Origin of the sequence: Microbacterium sp. NPDC090014, from assembly GCF_044748285.1 — a bacterium.
Classification (GTDB): domain Bacteria; phylum Actinomycetota; class Actinomycetes; order Actinomycetales; family Microbacteriaceae; genus Microbacterium.
Genome location: NZ_JBIVFS010000002.1, coordinates 103,215 through 122,999, shown reverse-complemented (window position 1 = coordinate 122,999; position 19,785 = coordinate 103,215). Strand labels below are relative to the sequence as shown.

Here is a 19,785-nt window from a genome sequence, read left to right as displayed (position 1 = left end):
GGAATGCCGGAGTGCTGGAGTCCCCCGTGATCACAGAAGGGGCGGATGCCGCAGCATCCGCCCCTTCTGTGATCAGGTCACTCCCCGCTGGCGACCGCCAGGTCGGGGGTGCCGGAGATCGCTCCACCGGTGTTGACGCCGACCGCGACCTTCTCGCCACGGGGACCGTGCTCGAAGAGGAACTCGCCGTCCTTCGCGTCGACCTTCACGTGGTCGCCGGGGTTCAGCTCGCCGTGCAGGATCTTCTCGGACAGACGGTCCTCGACCTCGTGCTGCATCGCGCGACGCAGCGGACGGGCACCGAGCGCCGGGTCGAACCCGATCTCGATGAGACGCTCCTTGGCGGCCTGCGAGAGCTCGATCGTCATGTCGCGGTCGAGCAGACGCTCGCCGAGGCGCTTCGTGAACAGATCGACGATCTGCACCAGCTCCTCCTTCGACAGCTGCGGGAACACGATGATGTCGTCGACACGGTTGAGGAACTCGGGCTTGAAGTTGCGCTTGAGCTCTTCGTTGACCTTGCCCTTCATCCGCTCGTAGTTCGTCGAGTTGACGCCCTCGATCTGGAATCCGACCGGACCACCGGCGATGTCACGCGCACCGAGGTTGGTGGTCATGATGATGACGGTGTTCTTGAAGTCGATCACGCGGCCCTGACCATCGGTCAGGCGACCCTCTTCGAGGATCTGCAGCAGCGAGTTGAAGATGTCCGGGTGGGCCTTCTCGATCTCGTCGAACAGCACCACGCTGAACGGCTTGCGGCGCACCTTCTCGGTGAGCTGGCCACCCTCTTCGAATCCGACGAACCCGGGAGGGGCACCGAACAGACGCGAGACGGTGTGCTTCTCACCGAACTCGCTCATGTCGAGCGAGATGAGAGCCGCTTCGTCGTCGAACAGGAACTCGGCGAGCGCCTTGGCGAGCTCGGTCTTTCCGACACCCGTGGGGCCGGCGAAGATGAACGAGCCCGAGGGACGCTTCGGGTCCTTGAGGCCGGCGCGCTGACGGCGGATCGTCTTGGAGAGCGCCGCGATGGCCTCTTCCTGACCGATGACGCGCTGGTGCAGCGCCTTCTCCATGAAGACGAGTCGCGAGGACTCCTCTTCCGTCAGCTTGAAGACCGGGATGCCGGTGGCCTGTGCGAGCACCTCGGCGATCAGACCCTCGTCGACGACCGCAGCGGTCGCGACGTCACCCGAACGCCACTGCTTCTCGAGGCGCAGGCGCTCGGCGAGGAGGCTCTTCTCCTCGTCGCGCAGCGATGCGGCCTTCTCGAAGTCCTGGTCCTCGGACGCGACTTCCTTCTGCTCGCGGACCTTGGCGATCTTCTCGTCGAATTCGCGCAGCTCGGGCGGGCTCGACAGGATGCTGAGGCGCAGGCGTGCGCCGGCCTCGTCGATCAGGTCGATGGCCTTGTCGGGCAGGAAGCGGTCCGACACGTAGCGGTCGGCGAGGTTCGATGCCGCGACGATCGCGCCGTCGGTGATCTGCACCTTGTGGTGCGCCTCGTACCGGTCGCGCAGTCCCTTGAGGATGTTGATCGTGTGAGGGAGGCTCGGCTCGTTCACCTGGATCGACTGGAAGCGGCGCTCGAGAGCGGCATCCTTCTCGAAGTGCTTGCGGTACTCGTCGAGGGTGGTGGCGCCGATGGTCTGGAGCTCGCCACGAGCGAGGAGCGGCTTGAGGATGCTGGCCGCGTCGATCGCGCCCTCGGCGGCACCCGCACCCACGAGGGTGTGGATCTCGTCGATGAAGACGATGATGTCGCCGCGCGTGCGGATCTCCTTGGTGACCTTCTTGAGACGCTCTTCGAAGTCACCGCGGTAGCGGGAACCGGCGATGAGCGAGCCGAGGTCGAGCGAGTAGAGCTGCTTGTCCTTCAGCGTCTCGGGCACATCGCCCTTGACGATCGCCTGAGCGAGGCCCTCGACGACGGCGGTCTTGCCGACGCCGGGCTCGCCGATCAGGACGGGGTTGTTCTTGGAGCGGCGAGACAGGATCTGCATGACCCGCTCGATCTCCTTCTCGCGCCCGATGACCGGGTCGAGCTTGTTGTCGCGCGCGGCCTGCGTGAGGTTGCGGCCGAACTGGTCGAGCACCTGCGAGCCGCCCTGGGCGCTCGGGGTGTCGTTCGACTGCGCGCCGACGGCTGCCGGCTCGCGTCCGGGGGCACCCGAGAGCAGCTGGATGACCTGCTGGCGGACCTTGTTCAGGTCGGCGCCGAGCTTGACGAGGACCTGGGCTGCGACCCCCTCGCCCTCGCGGATGAGGCCGAGCAGGATGTGCTCGGTTCCGATGTAGTTGTGACCGAGCTGCAGGGCCTCGCGGAGGCTGAGCTCGAGCACCTTCTTGGCGCGCGGCGTGAACGGGATGTGACCGGTGGGCTGCTGCTGGCCCTGACCGATGATGTCCTGCACCTGCTCGCGGACGGCGTCAAGGGAGATGCCGAGGCTTTCGAGCGCCTTGGCTGCGACACCCTCACCCTCGTGGATGAGGCCGAGCAGGATGTGCTCAGTGCCGATGTAGTTGTGGTTGAGCATCTTCGCCTCTTCTTGGGCGAGGACGACCACTCGACGGGCTCGGTCCGTGAATCTCTCGAACATGCTGTGACTCCTTATTCGCACGTGTTGTTCGACACTGGCGAAGACGCGTGAAGCGCTTGTACATCGAGAGTAACCACCGTGCGCAGGCAGTATGCCCGTGTTCGCCGTCGGCATAGTGCCGTGACCGCCGGTGACGCGTCTCCTGGACCATCGGGATTGACGGACTTATCGACAGTCGTTATGTTAACGATTATCGGTAATAACGACTCTCGATAAGGAGTGGACGATGACCTCGACGAAGGACCGCACGATCTCTCGCGGCGATTCCGGAGCCCTGATCGGCTTCTGCATCGCAGGAGCACTGATCGCCGCCTACATCACGGTGTTCTCGATCATCCGCATCATCGAACTGGCTCGCGGGGTCGACGTGCCCGTGCTGGTCGAGTTCGTCGGCTCGACGGCGCCTGTCGAGCTGCCCCTCAGCACCGGCGACTCCATCACGGTCGGTCTCGACAGTGCGATCATCACCGCCCCGCAGCTTCCGGCGATCGCCGCCGTGCCCGGCATCATCGGGCAGGTCGCGCAGATCCTCACGATCGTCCTCGTCATCGGATGCCTGATCCTGCTGGCGCGGAGCGTGCTGACCGGCCGCGTGTTCAGCCGCCGCAACACCGCTCTCGTCGCGACCGCCGGGATCGCCGGCCTGGTCGGGTTCGCCACCGTGCGCTTCTTCGACAACATGCTGGCCAACGCGACGGTCGCCAGGATCACCGACAACGGAGTGGACAACGCCGTGATCAGCGTCGAGCCGTTCACGTTCGTCCTCGGGGCGTTCGTCATCGCCCTCATCAGCACGGTCTTCGTGATCGGCGACCGGCTGCAGCGCGACACGGACGGGCTCGTCTGATGATGAGCACGACCACCGCGACACGTTCGCAGACCGCGGATGCGATCACCGTGATCCTCTTCGGCGCAGCCGCTCTGCTGGTCACGTCGATCAGCACCGTGTTCCGGGTGCTCGGGACCTTCCGAGATCAAGGTATCGCGTGGTCCATTCCGATCGACGAGCAGCCGATCGACGCGACCGTCGGCTCAGGAGCCGCGTCGGTCGAGGGGATCGCTCAGGAGGCGATGGTGTTCGCCACCGGGGTGGACGCCGCTTCGACCGCAGCGATCATCGGCTCTCTCGTCCTCTGGGCGCTCGCCCCGCTGATCGTCATCGTCGGCGTGATGCTCGTCGCCTGGAACTTCCTCCGCGGACGCTTCTTCGTGCGGAGCAACGCACGGGCCTTCGACGCGATCGGCTGGACCCTCGTGCTCGCTCCGATGTTCATCGTGCTGCTCGAGAAACTGGGGCTGAACGGGGTGTCCGCCGCGGTGGGCATCGGCACGGGTGAGCCGGTGCATCCGATCGATTTCTGGTCCATCGTCCCGATCTTCGCGACCGGCGTCGCGGTGGGCCTCATCGCAGCAGCGTTCCGTCAGGGCATCCGCCTGCAGCGCACGAACGCGGCCCTCGAGGATGAGACTCGGGGCCTCGTATGAGCCCGGCGGAGAACGACGACGAGCTCACCGGCATCCACTGCCGGCTCGACGAGCTGCTCGCCGAGCGAGGGCTGACGCTGACCGAGCTGAGCGCACGCGTCGGGGTGAGCATCGTCAACCTGTCGGTGCTCAAGAACGACCGCGCGCGGGCGATCCGGTACTCGACCCTGCGCGCGATCTGCGACGCGCTCGACTGCGAGGTCGGCGACCTGCTGGTGCTCGCGTAGGGGGGACCGCGGTGGGGGCTCCTGTTTCGATGACCGCCCTCGGGTGACGGCGCGGGACAGCATCACGGACGGCATGCTCAGCGCAACCCCTTCTATGAATCTCCTGTGGGTCGATAGCGTTGACCCCATGAAGCTCAACGACCGGAACCTGCGCACACCCTCCCGCATCCTCATGGCTCTGCCCATCGCCGCACTCGCATTCTCGCTGGCCGCCTGCGGGGGAACGTCCCGCCCCGCGGTCGACGACGTCGCCGACGGCATCCAGAAGGTCTACGAAGAGCAGGGACTCGGTGATGTCGTGACGGACGACGTCGCAACCTGCTTCGCCGACGCCCTCGTCGACTCCGACCTGAGCAATGAGACCCTCACCTACATCGCCAACGGCGAGGACAAGCAGTCCAGCGAAGAGGACAAGGCACTCACCACGCAGATCCTCACCGACAACCTGGAGAAGTGCGCGGGCTGACCCCCGGGCCGACCACGAAGGAGGACGGATGCTGCGGCATCCGTCATCCTTCGTCATCTCCGCCTCCGGTCGCGGGCGCGGCTCCTAGCGTGGACGGATAGCGCGCACACGGCGCGCACCGATTCTGGAGTCCCCGATCCAATGAGCACCACCGTCCGCGCCACGAAGGCGCCAGACACCCGCGGTCCCGTCCGGAAGCTGCTGACGTCGTTCGGCTTCCAGATCCTCGCCGCACTCGTCCTCGGCATCGCCGCCGGCCTGATCGCCCGTCAGCTCGGAGCGACCGGCGACGAGCCGAACGGCCTCTCGGCCACCCTCGACACGATCGGCAGCTCGTACGTCACGCTGCTGCGCACAGCCGTCGTGCCGCTGATCTTCACCGCGATCGTGGCGAGCATCTCGAACCTGCGGCGCGTGCAGAACGCCGCACGCCTGGCCGGTCAGACGCTGCTGTGGTTCGCGATCACCGCGTTCATCGCCGTGAGCATCGGCATCGTGCTCGGACTCGTGATCCAGCCCGGGTCGCGCGCCGGCGACGACCTCGCCCCGAGCGCGCCCTACACCGTGGGCACCTGGTGGAACTTCCTGCTCGGTCTGATCCCGCAGAACTTCCTCGGCCTCAGCGTCAGCACCAACCCCGGCGCGACCGAGGGCACGTTCTCCTCGAGCGTCAACTTCAACATCCTGCAGGTCATCGTGATCGCGGTCGCCGTCGGCATCGCGGCGCTCAAGGCCGGCAAGAAGGCCGAGCCCTTCCTCGCGTTCACCGAGTCGCTGCTCAAGGTCATCCAGCGCGTGCTGTGGTGGATCATCCGCATCGCCCCCATCGGCACCTTCGGCCTGATCGGCGCCGCAGTCGTCGAGTACGGCTGGGAGAAGCTCGCCTCGCTCGGCTGGTTCGCGATCGCCGTGTACATCGGTCTCGCCCTGGTGCTCTTCGTCGTCTACCCGGTGCTCGTGAAGACCAACGGCCTGTCGATCAGGCAGTACTTCTCAGGCGTCTGGCCCGCCGTGCAGCTGGCGTTCGTCAGCCGCTCGTCGATCGGCACCCTGCCCCTCACCGAGCGCGTGACCGAGCGCAACCTCGGCGTTCCCCGCTCGTACGCCTCCTTCGCCGTGCCGTTCGGCGCGACCACCAAGATGGACGGCTGCGCCGCCATCTATCCGGCCATCGCCGCGATCTTCGTCGCACAGTTCTTCGGCATCGAACTCACCCTCGTGCAGTACCTGCTGATCGTGCTCGTCTCGGTCGTCGGCTCGGCGGCCACCGCGGGCACCACGGGCGCGACCGTGATGCTCACCCTGACGCTGTCGACGCTCGGCCTGCCGCTCGAGGGCGTCGGCCTGCTGCTCGCGATCGACCCGATCCTCGACATGGGCCGCACCGCGGTCAACGTCGCGGGCCAGGCGCTCGTGCCCACCATCGTCGCCAAGCGCGAGGGGATCCTCGACGAGGAGCTCTACAACGCGCCCCGCGAGGGCCTGCCGTTCGCCGACGACTCGGCCGACGACGACGCACCCGAGGCGGATGCCGCGGCATCCGAGACCGAGCCGGCCAGCACCCGCTGACCTCTCTCCGTCACCGCCCGAGCGCCTCGTCCCTTCCGGGGCGGGGCGCTCGTCCGTCTCCCGCTATGCGCGACCCTGCTGGCGGGTGGCACCGCGGGTGTCGAGCGCGAGCTCCTCGGCATCCATCGCCGTCATCAGCTCGCGCATGAGCTCTTCATCGAGGTTGCCCGCGTCCCTCTCCGCGAGAAGGATGTCGCGGCGCACCTGCAGCCATCCCCGGCTCAGGGCAGCCAGGTCGTCGAAGGACGGGCGAGCGGCGGCATCCTCGACCTGCTGCGCGTCGTCGGTGTCCTTCTCGACGCGGGTCATGCGCTTCGTGAACGCATCGAACACTCCCAGGTCGACCTCACCGTACTTGGCCTCCCACTCGACGCGCTTCTCGGCCAGGAACGCCTTGCCGGCCTCTCGGCTCTTCTCCCGCACCGCGGCGAGCGCACGCTGGTCGTCGTCGTGATCGACGTCTCCCTCGATCCCGAGGCGGCGGATCAGCATCGGCAGCGTGAGCCCCTGCAGCAGCAGCGTGCCCACGGTCACCACGAACGCCACCACGACGATCGCGTGCGAGGCCTCCTCGTCGAGCGTCGCGAGATCGGCGGCCGCGAGAGCGATCGCGAGCGTCACGACGCCGCGCATACCGGCCCATGAGATCACCGCGCTGTCCTTCCAGGTCAGCTGCAGCCCGGCCATCTGGTCGCGCACGATGTGCGTGCGCAGCTCGTCGGCCGTGAACTGCCCCCACCGCCGGGACTTCTCGTGACGTTTCTCGAACTCCCCGTTCTCGACGCCGCGATCCCAGCGCTGAAGGCGCTTGCGGTCCTGGAAGTTCGCCCACGCGCTCGTCGGATAGATGTACAGCGGACGCACCACGAGCACGACCAGCAGCACGATGCCCGACAGCACGAGGATCTGCTCGACGGACTCGCTGCCGAGGTCGCGGAGCACCCGGGGGAACTGCAGACCGATGTACGCGAACACGAAGCTCTCGAGCAGCAGATCCGCCGACAGCCAGAGCGGCTTCTCCTGCTGGCGGGTCGTGTAGTCGGTGCGAGGCGAGTTGTATCCGACGTACAGGCCCATCGCGACGACCGCGAGCACTCCGGAACCCAGCAGGTGCTCGGCGATCGCATAGGCGCCGAACGGTGCGAGCAGTCCGAAGGTCCCGATCACGACCGCGTCGTTGATCCGCATCCGGAGCTGATGCAGCAGGATGCCGAAGACGAGTCCGATCGCGACACCCACGGCGACGGCCAGCAGGAACTGCCCCACGCCGCCCCACACCGACACGGTCGCGCCCGCGAGGATCGCCGCGAACACGCGGTACAGCGTCAACGAGGTCGCATCGTTGATCAGACTCTCGCCCGAGAGCACCGTCATGATGCGGCGCGGCAGACCGAGCTTGCGGCCGATCGCGGCGGCCGACACCGCATCCGGCGGCGCCACGATCGCGCCGAGCAGCAGGGCGCCCGGCAGGGTCAGCGACGGCATGATCCACCAGGCCACGAACCCCACCGCGAGCGCCGTGAGCAGCACGAGCCAGATGCCGAGCCGGCGGATCTGCGGGAGGCTGCGCTTGAAGCCGACGAACGAGACGTCCAGGGCCGCCGAATAGAGCAGCGGCGGCAGCACGAGGTTCAGCAGCAGATGGCCGTCGATCTCGACATCCGGCACGAAGGGAAGGAAGGATGCCGCGAGCGCCACGACAGTGACGAGGAGCGGCGCCGGCCAGCCGCGCCATCGGGCGATCGCGGCCACCACGACAGCACCGACGAGCACGTAGAAGATCTCGGCATCCATGCCCCTAAAGTACTGCCCTCCCGCGTCGGTCGCGGGGCGCAGCCGCGTCGGTCACGGGGCGCAGCAGGCCGCGGATCAGGGGCGCTCGTCGGCGAGCTCGTCGCGGAGGCCGGCGTTCTCGTCCTCCAGATCGAGCACGCGACGGATGCCGACGATGTTGATGCCCTCGACGCGCAGCCCGGTCACCCGGCGGATGCGCTCGAGGTCGTCATCGCTGTAGCGGCGCGTGCCGCCCTCGCTGCGCGCGGGCGTGACCAGCCCCTTCGCCTCGAAGAGTCGGAGGCTGGCCTCGGGGACCCCGCTGAGCTGCGCGGCGACGGCGATGCCGTAGACCGGCATGCTCGGATCACGATCACCCATGGGCACCTCCCTCTCGACGCACTTGCATTCTATCTCGCGTTGTTCTATAAAAAATCTATAGCAACGGTTGCAGATAATCTGCACCGGAGAACGCCCGCTCGGGCCACACGAAAGGAGACACTCATGGCCATGTCCTTCGATCCGTTCAGTCAGCTCGACCGCTTCGCTGCGAGCGTGCTGGACTCCGTCCGCGCACCGCGTCTCATGCCGGTGGACCTCTACCGCGACGGCGACAGGTACATCCTGCACGCCGACCTCCCCGGCATCGATCCGGGCTCGATCGACGTCGACCTCGACGGCGGACAGCTCACGATCCGCGCGCAGCGCACGGCCGACGGTCGCGAAGGCGTCCGCTGGCTCGCACGCGAACGCGGGGCTGGCTCGTTCCTCCGCCAGTTCTCGCTCGGCGACGGCGTCGACCTCGACGCGATCAGCGCCTCGTACGAGAGCGGCGTGCTCTCGGTGATCATCCCGGTCAGCGAGCGCGCGAAGCCCCGCAAGATCGAGGTCGAGTCGAGCGACAACCGACAGTCGATCACCGCCTGACCCTTCGGTGGGCCGGGGGCGCACACCCCGGCCCACCCCGCTCTCCCTTCGGAAAGGACGATCCCATGCGCACCTCTTCTGCTCTCGACCGGTTCCTCCGCGGCATGGAGTACCCGGCGACACGAGACGACCTGCTCCGCGAAGCAGCCCGCGACGGCCTCGGCCCCGATGACCGAACGGCCCTCGCCCAGCTTTCCGAGCAGAGCTTCAGCGCCGCCTGGCACATCCGCTATCACCTCACGCGACGCGCGCTCACCGAGGAGTTCGCGCCCTCGGCATCCGCAGGTCTCGTCGCTGTCTGAGACGCACCGGCGACGATGGGGCGGACGGGAATGCCCCGCCCGCCCCCGCCGTTGCATTCGGGGATGACTTCCACCGCGCTCTCCGTCCTCGACCTCGTCCCGGTTCGCACCGGCCAGACCAGTGCCGAGGCGATCTCCTCCTCCCTCGATCTCGCCGCGACCGCCGACCGGCTCGGCTACCGCCGCTACTGGTTCGCCGAGCACCACAACATGCCGGCCGTGGCATCCACCACTCCCCCGGTGCTGATCGCCGCCGCCGCGATGCGCACGACGCAGATCCGTCTGGGATCCGGCGGAGTGATGCTCCCCAACCACGCACCGCTCATCGTCGCCGAGCAGTTCGCCGCCCTCGAGGCCATCGCGCCCGGACGCATCGACCTCGGCCTCGGCCGCGCGCCCGGCAGCGACCCCGTCATCACCCAGCTGCTGCGTGGATCGGGCACGACCAGCGACGTCGAGCAGTTCCCGCGCAACGTGCAGGACATCGCCGCACTCATCTCGGGCGAGGGCGCCACCGTGCGCTTCACCTCGGGTGGCGAGTACACGGTGCACGCGACCCCGGCCGCCACCGGAAGCCCCGAGGTGTGGCTGCTCGGATCGAGCGACTACTCGGCGCAGCTCGCGGCATCCCACGGCCTGCCCTACGTCTTCGCCAACCACTTCTCGGGACAGGGCCTCGAGCGCGCACTCGACCTCTACCGCACCGGCTACCAGCCGAGCGAAGAGCACCCCGAGCCGCGGACGTTCCTCACGGTCAACGTCGTCGCCGCGCCGACACAGGAAGAGGCCGAGGCGCGCGCCCTTCCGCAGCTGCGCATGATGTCGCGCCTGCGCCTCAACAAGCCGCTCATCGCACTCGAGACCGTCGAAGAGGCCCTCGCCGCAGAATCGGATGCCGCGACCGACCAGGTCGTCGAAGCCGCCCGCTCGCGCTGGTTCGTCGGCACCGGCGAGTCGGTCGCCGCCGAGGTGCGCGCGTTCGCCGAGAAGTACGGCGTCGACGAGGTCATGCTGTCGCCCGTCGCCGGTGCATACGAGTCCGAGCCTCGTGACGCCGCCGCCGGCCGCGCCCAGACGCTCGAGCTCATCGCCGCCGCCCTGTAGGCGCCGCGGGCGCCGCGCTGTAGGCGCCGGGCTGTAGGCGAAGGGGGCGCCGCGTGCCGTCGCGCGCTGGGCCGTCGCGCGCTCGTCGCCGGGCGCTGGTCGCCGCGCTGGTCACCACTCGCTTGTCGCTGCGCGCGCTCGCGCACGCGAGCGGGGCCACTTCCGCATCCCGCCGCCAGGCGGGGCCACTTGTGCATCCGAAACGTCGGTTTCAGATGCAGAAGTGGCCCCGCTCGCGGCACCCGATGCAGAACTGGCCCCGCTCGCGGCACCCGATGCAGAACTGGCCCCGCTCGCGGCACCCGATGCAGAACTGGCCCCGCACCACGCCGGAGGAATGCGGCGCTCAATCTGTCCACAGGCGCGACTTGTCCACATCTCTCGGGATCTCGCGGTCATCAGGCCCGGAAGACGCATCCGACCAGCGAGCCTGATGGGATGCGCCATCGGATACTCCTGCCCGACGAACTCGGGCGCCATTTCTCCGTGCGGCAGGCCGCGGCCGCAGGTGTCGGTCGGGGTCGCGCATCCGCGCGCGATCTCGACCGGCCCTTCCGCGGGGTGCGTTCGGTCACGGCCGCGGACACACCACTCGATCGCGTCGTCGCCCTCGCGCCCCTCCTGCACCGTGGTCAGCTCATCGGCGGGGAGACGGCGATGCGCGTGTGGGGGTATCCGCATCCCGGCATCTGGAACGTCGAGGCACCGATCCTCGTGGTCGTGACGACGGGTTCGGCGCGCGCCCGCCGCCGCTGCGTCACTGGCCGGCGCCTGGCAGAGGGACGGGCCCATCCCTGGCGAATCGGTGGAATTCCGGTCGTCGATCCGGCCGCGGCTCTGTTCATGTGCGCCGCGACGCTGACCGACGACCAGGTGGTCATCGCCCTCGACGCAGTGCTGACCACGGCCGACAACTATCCCGGGCTGCGTCAGGGGCGCCCTCCCCTGACAGAGACCGACATCGAACAGCGCCTGCAGGCCTGGGGCCGCTTCCCCGGCTCTCGACGAGTCCGTGACGCGCTGTCCCGTGCGCGCGAAGGAGTGGAATCGCCCAAGGAGACCGAGACGCGGTTGCTCATCGTCGCGGGAGGTCTTCCTGAACCCGTCGTGCAGTACGAGATCCACGAGAACGGGCTCCTCATCGCGCGCAGCGACATGGCCTATCCCGACCTCAGGATCTCGATCGAGTACGAGGGCGACGGCCACCGCACGAGTCGCGATCAGTGGCGCCGCGACATCCAGCGGCAGCGAGATCTCGAGGACCTCGGCTGGATCGTCATCCGCGTGACTCAGCTCGACCTGGACGACGGGCGACCGCTGATGGACCGCATCCGTCGCGCGATGGCATCCCGTCGCTGACGCTCGCACATCTCTGCGTCCCGCCCCGCCCCTCCCACGCCCGCAGGCGGGGCCATTTCCGCATCCGGCGTCCAGGCGGGGCCAGTTCCGCATCCGGATCATCCGTTTGCGATGCACAACTGGCCCCGCATCACCGGCGCCATGTGGCGAATGCCGCCAAGACTCCGCGTCAGGGGCTGGTATTCCGGTGCGCCGGGGCGTAGGGTCACCCGCAACGGAAGGGGTTCGATGATGAGCACTACCAAGACCCTGGCCCTCTGGGTGGCGTACGGCACGAACGGCGTCGTCGGCAGCATCCGGCATGACGACGAGGGATACACCGTCGTCATGGCCGGATCCGATGCGGCGACAGGCACGTACCCGACCCTGGAATCGGCGAAGGGCGCGTTGCATTCGCACATGCTGCCGGGCAGCGGTTGGCCGATGTTCCGCGAGCACTGACTTTCGAACGGGGACACAAGGGGCAGAGGGGCGGCGCGGTCGCGGGGCATCCCCGCGACCGTCGTACGCTGACTGCATGCGAATCACCACTCCCCTCGCTCCTCCGGCATGCTGACGGTCGAGGAGCAGCCGGCATGCTGACGGTCGAGGAGCAGCGGGCGAAGGTGATCGCCGCCACCCGACCGCTGGATGCCGAATCGGTGCCGCTCGCACAGGCGGCGGGCCGCATCCTCGCCGCGACCGTGCACGCTCGGGTCGATGTGCCGCTGTTCGACAACTCGGCGATGGACGGATACGCGGTCCTGTTCACCGACGTCGAGTCGGCCACGGCCGAGCACCCCGTCGAGCTCGCGGTGATCGCCGACCTCCCGGCGGGGTCGGCCGACGAACCCGAGCTGCGTGAGGGACGGGCCGCACGCATCATGACCGGCGCGCCTGTGCCGCACACGGCGACCGTCGTCGTGCCCTTCGAGCACACCCGCGACGGCCTGCAGGCGTGGGATGCGCCTGCGATCGTGGTCACTGCGCCGACTCGCGCGGGTGCCAACATCCGCCGCCGCGGCGAGGAGCTGCGCGCCGGAGCCGTCGTCGCGACAGCGGGCACCACCCTCGGGCCGCTCCAGCTCACGGCCATCGCGGCCACCGGCATCGACACTGTGCCGGTGCATCGTCGTCCTCGCGTCGCGGTCATCTCGACCGGCAGCGAGCTCGCCGCCCCCGGCGCCGACCTCGCCCGCGGGCAGATCCCCGAGTCGAACTCGGTGCTGCTCGCTGCGCTGTGCGCGGAGACGGGCGCTGACGTCGTCTCGGTCGACACGGTGACAGACGAGGATGCCGCCTTCACCGCACTCCTCGATCGCGCGCTCGTCGATGCGCGCGTCGATGTCGTGGTCACGTCCGGCGGAGTCAGCGCCGGAGCCCACGAGGTCGTGAAGAACGTGCTACGCGATCGCATCGAGTTCGTGGCGGTCGCCATGCAGCCGGGCAGGCCTCAGGCCTTCGGGCGCCTCGGCGACGCGCTGGTGTTCGGACTGCCCGGCAATCCGGCGAGCGTCGCCGCGTCGTTCGAGGCCTTCGTGCGGCCGGCGCTGCTCGCTCTCCAGGGTCGCGCAGGCCTGCAGCGCCCGATGCTCCGCCTCGCCAGCACCGCAGCGTGGCGCAGCCCGGTGGGACGACAGCAGTACGTGCCCGTCGCCCTCGACCGATCCGACCCGGCCGCCTGGTCGGTGCGCCCGGCGGCCGCCGACGGGTCGTCGGGCGCGCATCTGGCGGCAGGACTCGCCAGAGCGGATGCCTATGCCGTCGTGCCCGCCGACGTATCAGCCGTCGCGGCAGGCGACCTGGTCGACGTCATGCTGCTCTCGTGACCGGGACGCGCACGACCGAGACACCGGACGCCGCGACACCGGCGTCCGGGCCGACTGCCGCGATCATCCTCGCCGGCGGGCGGGCCTCACGACTCGACGGGACTGCCAAGCCGTTGCTCGAGGTCGGCGGCCGTACCCTGCTCGACCGCGCCATCGCCGCCGTCGACGGCTGCGACCCCATCGTGGTCGTTGGTCCGCCGGCGCCGACCCGTGTTCGCGTCGTATGGACCCGGGAGACCCGGGAGTTCGGCGGACCGGTCGCCGGCATCGCCGCAGGCCTCGCCCTCGTCGACACCGCCGACGTCCTGGTGCTGGCGGCCGACCTGCCGAACGCCGAAGGCGCCGTGGCACTGCTGCGCCGGCATCCGCCCCTCTCCGCCGACACCAAGGACGACGCCCCCAGCACGACCGGCAAGGACAGCACGACCGGCAAGGGTGGCGACGACGACGCCCCCAGCACGAATGGTGCGCACGGCATCGACGGCGTCTGCCTGATCGACGCGTCGGGACGCATGCAGTGGCTCGTCGGCCGCTACCGCACCGATGCCCTGCGATCCGCCGCCGCGGCTCTCCCCGACGGCGGCCGCGACGCGTCGTTGCGATCGCTGCTGGCGCGCCTGCGCATCGGCGCGATTCCGGCAGGAGACCTGGCAACGGATGTCGACACGTGGGACGATCTCGAACGGGCCCGCGCCGCGGCACCGATGCCCCCGCGCAACGGAGCACCAGACGAGGAGACGACATGACCGACAAGCCGCAACACCTTCCGGTCGAAGCCCTGGACGACTGGACCACGGCGGTCTGCAGCGCGCTCGGGATCGATCGCGAGTCCGTCGATGTCGCCCTGCTCCTGGATCTCGCCCGGGATGTCGCGCACGGCGTCGCCCGCCCGGCCGCACCGCTCAGCGCCTACCTCGCCGGCCTCGCCGCAGGTCGCGCGGGCGGCAGCCGCGAGGACACCGCTGCGGCGGTCGCCACCATCACCGAGCTGGCCGGGGAATGGCGCGCCGACGACCAGGATTCCTGAAGTTCTCTCATCGCCCACCTCGCCGATGTGATCGAGAAGTAATCGTCCGGTAATCGCACTCGTGCGGCCCTGCAACATCCGCCGCCTACGTTCAGAGCATTCACCTCTCGAACGCAGGAGCCGCGATGTCCCAGATCACCGGAAGAAGCAGCGTCGACACCGCCGCCGTGACCCTCACACGCCGCCCCGGCCGGTGGATCGACGGCTGGAACCCCGAGGATTCGGCCTTCTGGGCCACCGAGGGCAAGGCGATCGCCCGCCGCAACCTCGGCTGGTCGATCTTCGCCGAGTTCCTCGGTTTCATCATCTGGCAGCTCTGGAGCATCGTCGTCGTGCTGCTCCCCGCCGCCGGGTTCACTCTGAGCACCACCGAGTCGTTCTGGCTGATCTCGCTGCCGAGCCTCGTCGGCGCGACGCTGCGGTTCCCGTACACGTTCCTCGTCGCCCGCTTCGGCGGACGCAACTGGACCATCGTCTCGGCGCTGCTGCTGCTGATCCCCGCCGTCCTGCTCGGCATCGTCGTGCAGGATCCCGAGACCCCGTTCGGCGTGCTGCTCGCCGTCGCGGCTCTCGCCGGCTTCGGCGGCGGCAACTTCGCCAGCTCCATGGCGAACATCACCTACTTCTTCCCGCAGAAGGAGAAGGGCTGGGCGCTCGGGCTCAACGCCGCCGGCGGCAACCTCGGCACCTCGGTCGCCCAGCTCGCGGTGCCGATCGTCGTGTCGATCACCGCCGCGTCGACCTTCAGCCTGTCGTTCGCCGGTTGGATGTGGGTGCCGCTGATCCTCGTGGCCGTGTGGGGAGCATGGCGCCACATGGACAACCTGTCGTCGGCCAAGGCGGACTTCGCCGGGGCCGCCGCCGCACTGCGCGAACCGCACCTGTGGGTGCTGTCGCTGCTGTACATCGGCACGTTCGGATCGTTCATCGGCTTCTCGAGCGTCTTCCCGAAGCTCATCGCCGACACCTTCCCCGAGTTCTCGACGTTCCAGATCGGCAGCGCCTCGCTGTCGCTGGCCTTCCTCGGGGCCCTCGTCGGCTCGCTCGCCCGCCCCTATGGAGGAAAGCTCGCCGACCGCTTCGGCGGAGCACGGATGACGATCGCCGCGTTCTCGCTCATGATCGTCGGCGCCCTGTCGCTGCTCGTCACTCTCGAGGCGAACAGCTTCGCGCTCTTCCTCGGATGCTTCCTGCTGCTGTTCGTCGCGGCGGGCGTCGGCAACGGCGCGACCTACCGGATGATCCCCAACGTCTTCGCCGCACGCGGTGCCGCGACCGCAGGCGACGCGCTCGCTGTCAGCACCCAGCGCAAGGGTGCGGCCGCCCTGGGGCTGATCTCGGCCATCGGCGCCTACGGCGGATTCGTGATCCCGCAGGTTCTGGCGGCGGCGAAGAGCGGCACAGGATCGTACGCTCCGGCATTCGGCGGATTCGTCGCCGCCTACATCGTGCTGCTCCTCATCACGGTCTTCGTCTATCTGATGCCTCGGCCCTCGCTCGCCGGACACCGGATCTGACCATGACCGAGCGCATCGTCGTCATCGGCGCGGGGCCTGTCGGCATCCGCTTCGCCGAAGAGCTCCTGCCGCTCGTGGCAGGGGGTCGGGCGACGGTCACCGTGCTGGGCGCCGAGACGGCGGATCCGTACAACCGGGTGCTGCTCGCCGAGTACACCGTGGGCGAGGCCTCGTCCGACGAGCTCACTCTCGCGACTGCCGCGAGCCTCTTCGGTGTGGATCTGCGGCTGGGGGCGCGAGCGGTGCGGATCGATCGGGATGCGCGGGTCGTCGAGCTGGTCGACGGATCCGCCGTCGGGTACGACCGCCTGGTGCTCGCGACCGGCGCGCGATCGATCGTCCCGTCGCTCGAAGGCCTCGAGACCCTCGGTCCGGACACCACCGGCCTCGACAGCAGCCTGACCGCAGGGGTCTGCGTGCTCCGCGATCTGTCGGATGCCGAGCAGGTGCGCGCCGTGGTCGCACGCGGCGGCCGGGTCGTGGTGCTCGGAGCCGGCGTGCTGGGGATCGAGCTCGCCATGCTGCTCGCGGACGCCGGCGCCGTGCCCTCCGTGGCCCACTTCGGTCCGATGCCGATGCCCCGCCAACTCGACCGGGGGTCGGCGAGCATCCTCTCGACCGCTCTCGCCTCGGCCGGCGTCACGCTGGTGCCGCACACCCGTGCCGAGGGAGTGATCGGGGTCGAGGGCGACGACGGCATCCGCCGGTTCCGTGCACTCGCGAGCTCCGACGGCAAGCGCATCGAGGGCGATCTGCTCGTGCTGTCGTGCGGCGTCAGGGCGCGCACCGAGCTCGCCGAGGCCGCGGGACTCCGCGTCGGCAACGGCGTGCTCGTCGACGGCGCACTGCGTTCGTGGTCGGATCCGCGCATCCATGCGATCGGGGACTGCGCCCACATCGCCGACCCCGCCGAGTTCCTGCACGACCGCCAGGTGCCGGGCGGACCGCACGGCCTCGTCGGCCCCGGCTGGCGTCAGGCGAGCTGGCTCGCCGCGGCCATCGCCGCCGAGCTCGACAGTGCCGACGACCACCCGGGTGAGTTCGCCGACGAGCACCCCGGCGTCGTCGTGCTCAAGGGCGAGCTGGTCGACATCGCATCCGCGGGCGACGTCTCGGCCGACCCCTTCGCCCCTGTCCCGGCCGGTGAGGATGCCCCCGGCATCGCCGTCTGGGCCGACCCCGAGCACGGCACTTACGTGAAGATGGCGACGCGCGACGGCATCCTCACCGGATTCGTGGCGGTCGGGATGCCGCGGGCCGCCGCCGAACTGAGCGTGCTGTATCTGCGCGGCGGCGAGCTGCCCGCCGACCGCTCGCTGCTGCTGCGTCTCGATGATCCTGACGCCGATGCGATCGCACCGGCCGGTCGTGACGCGACCCTCTGCATCTGCAACGCCGTCACCGTCGGCCAGATCGAGGACGCGATCGACGACGGCTGCTCGTCGGTGGCTGCGGTCGGCGAGTGCACCCGCGCCGGCACCGGATGCGGAGGATGCCGCGCCCGCATCACCGAGATGCTGCACGCCCACGCGGGGGCCGTCGCATGACCGACACCCACTGCCCCTACTGCGCGCTGCAGTGCGCGATGACGCTGACCCCGACCGTGGGCGCACCGCTGCCGGTCGCCGTCGCCGGACGCGACTTCCCGACGAACCGCGGCGGGCTGTGCAAGAAGGGGTGGACCTCGGCCGAGCTGCTCGCCGACGCAGGTCGCCTCACCACTCCCCTGGTGCGCGGGACCGACGGCGAACTGCACCCGGCGGACTGGGACGTGACTCTCGATCTGATCGCCGCGCGGCTGCGTCTGATCGCCGAGGAGGACGGCCCCGATGCGGTCGGCGTCTTCGGCGGCGGCGGGCTCACGAACGAGAAGGCGTACCAGTTGGGCAAGTTCGCCCGCATCGCACTGCGCACGTCGCGCATCGACTACAACGGCCGCTTCTGCATGTCATCCGCTGCGGCCTCCGCCAATCGCTCCTTCGGAATCGACCGCGGCCTGCCGTTCCCGCTGACCGACCTCGACACCGCCGAGACGGTGCTGCTGCTGGGATCGAACGTCGGCGACACCATGCCACCGTTCGTCTCGCATCTGCAGGGCGCCAGGGCCCGCGGCGGTCTCATCGTCGTCGATCCTCGCCGCAGCTCGACGGCACGATTGAGCGCCGACGGCGCCGGCATTCACGTGCAGCCCGTGCCCGGCACCGATCTCGCGCTGCTGCTCGCAGTGATCCATGTCGTGATCGCCGAGGAGCTCTACGACGACGGCTATGTGCGCCAGCGCACATCGGGCTTCGACGCCCTCCGCCAGTCGGTGTCGGCGTGGTGGCCCGAGCGTGCCGAGACCGTCACCGGGGTGCCGGCGCGCAGCATCCGCGGTCTGGCGCGCAGACTGGCGGACTCCGACTCGACCTACATCCTCACCGGCCGCGGCGTCGAGCAGCACGTCGACGGCACCGACACCGCGACGGCCGCCATCAACCTCGCACTGCTCCTGGGTCTTCCGGGGACACCGGGGTGCGGCTACGGCACGCTGACCGGGCAGGGCAACGGCCAGGGCGGACGCGAGCACGGACAGAAAGCCGACCAGCTTCCGGGGTACCAGTCGATCAGCGACCCGGCCGCCCGCGCCTCGGTCGCGGCCGTGTGGGGCGTCGACCCCGACGACCTTCCCGGGCCCGGCATCCCCGCGGTCGAGCTGCTGCAGAGCGCCGGACTCCCGGGCGGCGTGCGAGCGCTGCTCGTGCACGGCTCGAACGTGTTCGTGTCGGCGCCGAACGTGTCGACCGTGCGCGAGGCCCTGGGCCGGCTCGATCTGCTCGTCGTCTCGGACTTCTTCCTCTCGGAGACCGCGAGGGCCGCCGACATCGTGCTCCCCGTGCTGCAGTGGGCCGAGGAGGAGGGCACGATGACCAACCTCGAGGGCCGCGTGCTGCGTCGCCGCCGAGCGGTCGATGCCCCCGCCGGCGCCCGCAGCGAGCTGTGGATCATGGCCGAGCTCGCCCGTCGCCTCGACGCCCCCGGCACCTGGAGCCTCGTGCCGTCGGAGGTGTTCGGCGAGCTGGCCCGCGCCTCCGCCGGCGGCCGCGCCGACTACTCCGGCCTCAGCCACGAACTGCTCGACCTCGGCATCGAGGCGCACTGGCCCTTCCCGATCGGGAGCCTCGGCACCCCTCGACTGTTCGCCGACCGCTTCGCGCACGCCGACGGGCGCGCGAAGCTCGTCGCCGTGCGGGCTCGGGAGCATCCGACGGCGAGCGCCGACCGGCTCACCCTGATCACCGGGCGCCTGCTCGAGCAGTACCAGAGCGGAGCGCAGACCCGCCGCATCCCCGAGCTCACCGAGAAGCGGCCCGATCTCGTCGCGCAGCTGCACCCTGCGACCGCGCGTCGTCATGGGATCGGCGAGGGCGACGGCATCCGTCTTTCGAACTCCCGCGGCACCCTGCGGGCGCGGGCCGAGCTGACGCACGACATCAGGCCCGACACGGTGTTCCTGCCGTTCCACTATGCGGATGCCGAGAGCGCCAATCTGCTCACCGACGACCGGGTCGATCCGCACTCGGCGATGCCCGAGTTCAAGCGGGCTCTGGTCGAGCTCCGCGCGGTCTGATCGTGGAG

19 protein-coding genes are annotated in these 19,785 nt (G+C 69.5%); 16 read left to right on the top strand and 3 right to left on the bottom strand.

Translation table 11 applies throughout. The features are described from left to right. Positions 1-77: 77 nt before the first annotated feature. Positions 78-2,603 (bottom strand): ATP-dependent Clp protease ATP-binding subunit, encoded by a 2,526-nt coding sequence (locus tag ACIPV5_RS13970; protein ID WP_053097733.1) that lies wholly within the window; start codon positions 2,601-2,603, stop codon positions 78-80. A gap of 226 nt (positions 2,604-2,829) precedes the next feature. Between ACIPV5_RS13970 and ACIPV5_RS13965 the strand changes: the two genes are divergently transcribed. The 5 genes from ACIPV5_RS13965 to ACIPV5_RS13945 all read left to right on the top strand — a co-directional run bounded on the left by ACIPV5_RS13965 (position 2,830) and on the right by ACIPV5_RS13945 (position 6,350). Continuing rightward, on the top strand, positions 2,830-3,450 hold the full coding sequence (locus tag ACIPV5_RS13965; protein WP_053097734.1) for a DUF2975 domain-containing protein: 621 nt from the start codon (positions 2,830-2,832) through the stop codon (positions 3,448-3,450). A 2-nt stretch (positions 3,451-3,452) separates the two neighbouring features. Continuing rightward, entirely contained in the window at positions 3,453-4,088 is a 636-nt protein-coding gene (locus ACIPV5_RS13960) for a hypothetical protein (protein WP_320490650.1), read from the top strand. Next, the gene (locus tag ACIPV5_RS13955) at positions 4,085-4,315 is read left to right on the top strand and encodes a helix-turn-helix domain-containing protein (RefSeq protein ID WP_400341424.1); all 231 of its coding nucleotides are present in this window, start codon (positions 4,085-4,087) and stop codon (positions 4,313-4,315) included. The genes ACIPV5_RS13960 and ACIPV5_RS13955 overlap by 4 nt, the downstream gene beginning before the upstream one ends. Positions 4,316-4,442: 127 nt before the next feature. Continuing rightward, positions 4,443-4,781 carry a hypothetical protein gene (locus ACIPV5_RS13950; protein WP_053097737.1) on the top strand — a complete coding sequence of 113 codons (339 nt, stop codon included), beginning with the start codon at positions 4,443-4,445 and terminating at the stop codon, positions 4,779-4,781. A 141-nt stretch (positions 4,782-4,922) separates the two neighbouring features. Beyond that, positions 4,923-6,350, top strand: coding sequence for a dicarboxylate/amino acid:cation symporter (locus tag ACIPV5_RS13945; protein WP_053097738.1), 1,428 nt, complete (start codon positions 4,923-4,925; stop codon positions 6,348-6,350). Positions 6,351-6,413: 63 nt separating this feature from the next. On the opposite strand, the gene ACIPV5_RS13940 is transcribed toward ACIPV5_RS13945, so the two are convergent. Beyond that, positions 6,414-8,144, bottom strand: coding sequence for a sodium:proton antiporter (locus ACIPV5_RS13940; RefSeq protein ID WP_053097739.1), 1,731 nt, complete (start codon positions 8,142-8,144; stop codon positions 6,414-6,416). 75 nt (positions 8,145-8,219) lie between these two features. Further along, positions 8,220-8,504: a MerR family transcriptional regulator gene (locus tag ACIPV5_RS13935; RefSeq protein WP_187250757.1), complete on the bottom strand. Its 285-nt coding sequence runs from the start codon at positions 8,502-8,504 to the stop codon at positions 8,220-8,222. Between the two features lie 123 nt (positions 8,505-8,627). On the opposite strand from ACIPV5_RS13935, the gene ACIPV5_RS13930 reads away from it, so the two are divergent. The 11 genes from ACIPV5_RS13930 to ACIPV5_RS13880 all read left to right on the top strand — a co-directional run bounded on the left by ACIPV5_RS13930 (position 8,628) and on the right by ACIPV5_RS13880 (position 19,777). After that, complete coding sequence (locus tag ACIPV5_RS13930) at positions 8,628-9,050, top strand: Hsp20/alpha crystallin family protein (RefSeq protein ID WP_053097741.1); 423 nt, start codon at positions 8,628-8,630, stop codon at positions 9,048-9,050. Between the two features lie 65 nt (positions 9,051-9,115). Next, positions 9,116-9,352 (top strand): DUF2795 domain-containing protein, encoded by a 237-nt coding sequence (locus ACIPV5_RS13925; protein ID WP_400341421.1) that lies wholly within the window; start codon positions 9,116-9,118, stop codon positions 9,350-9,352. Between the two features lie 63 nt (positions 9,353-9,415). Then, a complete protein-coding gene (locus tag ACIPV5_RS13920) occupies positions 9,416-10,456 on the top strand; it encodes an LLM class flavin-dependent oxidoreductase (RefSeq protein WP_157538247.1) in 1,041 nt (346 codons plus the stop codon). Between the two features lie 438 nt (positions 10,457-10,894). Continuing rightward, entirely contained in the window at positions 10,895-11,815 is a 921-nt protein-coding gene (locus ACIPV5_RS13915; protein ID WP_400341419.1) for a hypothetical protein, read from the top strand. Positions 11,816-12,046: 231 nt separating this feature from the next. Beyond that, positions 12,047-12,256 carry a hypothetical protein gene (locus tag ACIPV5_RS13910; RefSeq protein WP_053099248.1) on the top strand — a complete coding sequence of 70 codons (210 nt, stop codon included), beginning with the start codon at positions 12,047-12,049 and terminating at the stop codon, positions 12,254-12,256. 134 nt (positions 12,257-12,390) lie between these two features. Beyond that, complete coding sequence (gene glp / locus ACIPV5_RS13905) at positions 12,391-13,623, top strand: gephyrin-like molybdotransferase Glp (RefSeq protein ID WP_400341417.1); 1,233 nt, start codon at positions 12,391-12,393, stop codon at positions 13,621-13,623. Next, positions 13,620-14,369: a molybdenum cofactor guanylyltransferase gene (locus ACIPV5_RS13900; RefSeq protein ID WP_400341416.1), complete on the top strand. Its 750-nt coding sequence runs from the start codon at positions 13,620-13,622 to the stop codon at positions 14,367-14,369. The genes glp and ACIPV5_RS13900 overlap by 4 nt, the downstream gene beginning before the upstream one ends. Then, entirely contained in the window at positions 14,366-14,650 is a 285-nt protein-coding gene (locus tag ACIPV5_RS13895; protein ID WP_056279307.1) for a DUF6457 domain-containing protein, read from the top strand. Before ACIPV5_RS13900 ends, ACIPV5_RS13895 begins: the two co-directional genes overlap by 4 nt. 125 nt (positions 14,651-14,775) lie before the next feature. Further along, positions 14,776-16,167, top strand: a complete 1,392-nt coding sequence (locus ACIPV5_RS13890; RefSeq protein WP_372984559.1) for an MFS transporter — start codon at positions 14,776-14,778, stop codon at positions 16,165-16,167. A 2-nt stretch (positions 16,168-16,169) separates the two neighbouring features. After that, entirely contained in the window at positions 16,170-17,714 is a 1,545-nt protein-coding gene (locus ACIPV5_RS13885; protein ID WP_400341413.1) for an FAD-dependent oxidoreductase, read from the top strand. Then, positions 17,711-19,777, top strand: a complete 2,067-nt coding sequence (locus ACIPV5_RS13880; protein WP_400341411.1) for a molybdopterin oxidoreductase family protein — start codon at positions 17,711-17,713, stop codon at positions 19,775-19,777. The genes ACIPV5_RS13885 and ACIPV5_RS13880 overlap by 4 nt, the downstream gene beginning before the upstream one ends. The last annotated feature ends 8 nt before the right edge of the window (positions 19,778-19,785 follow it).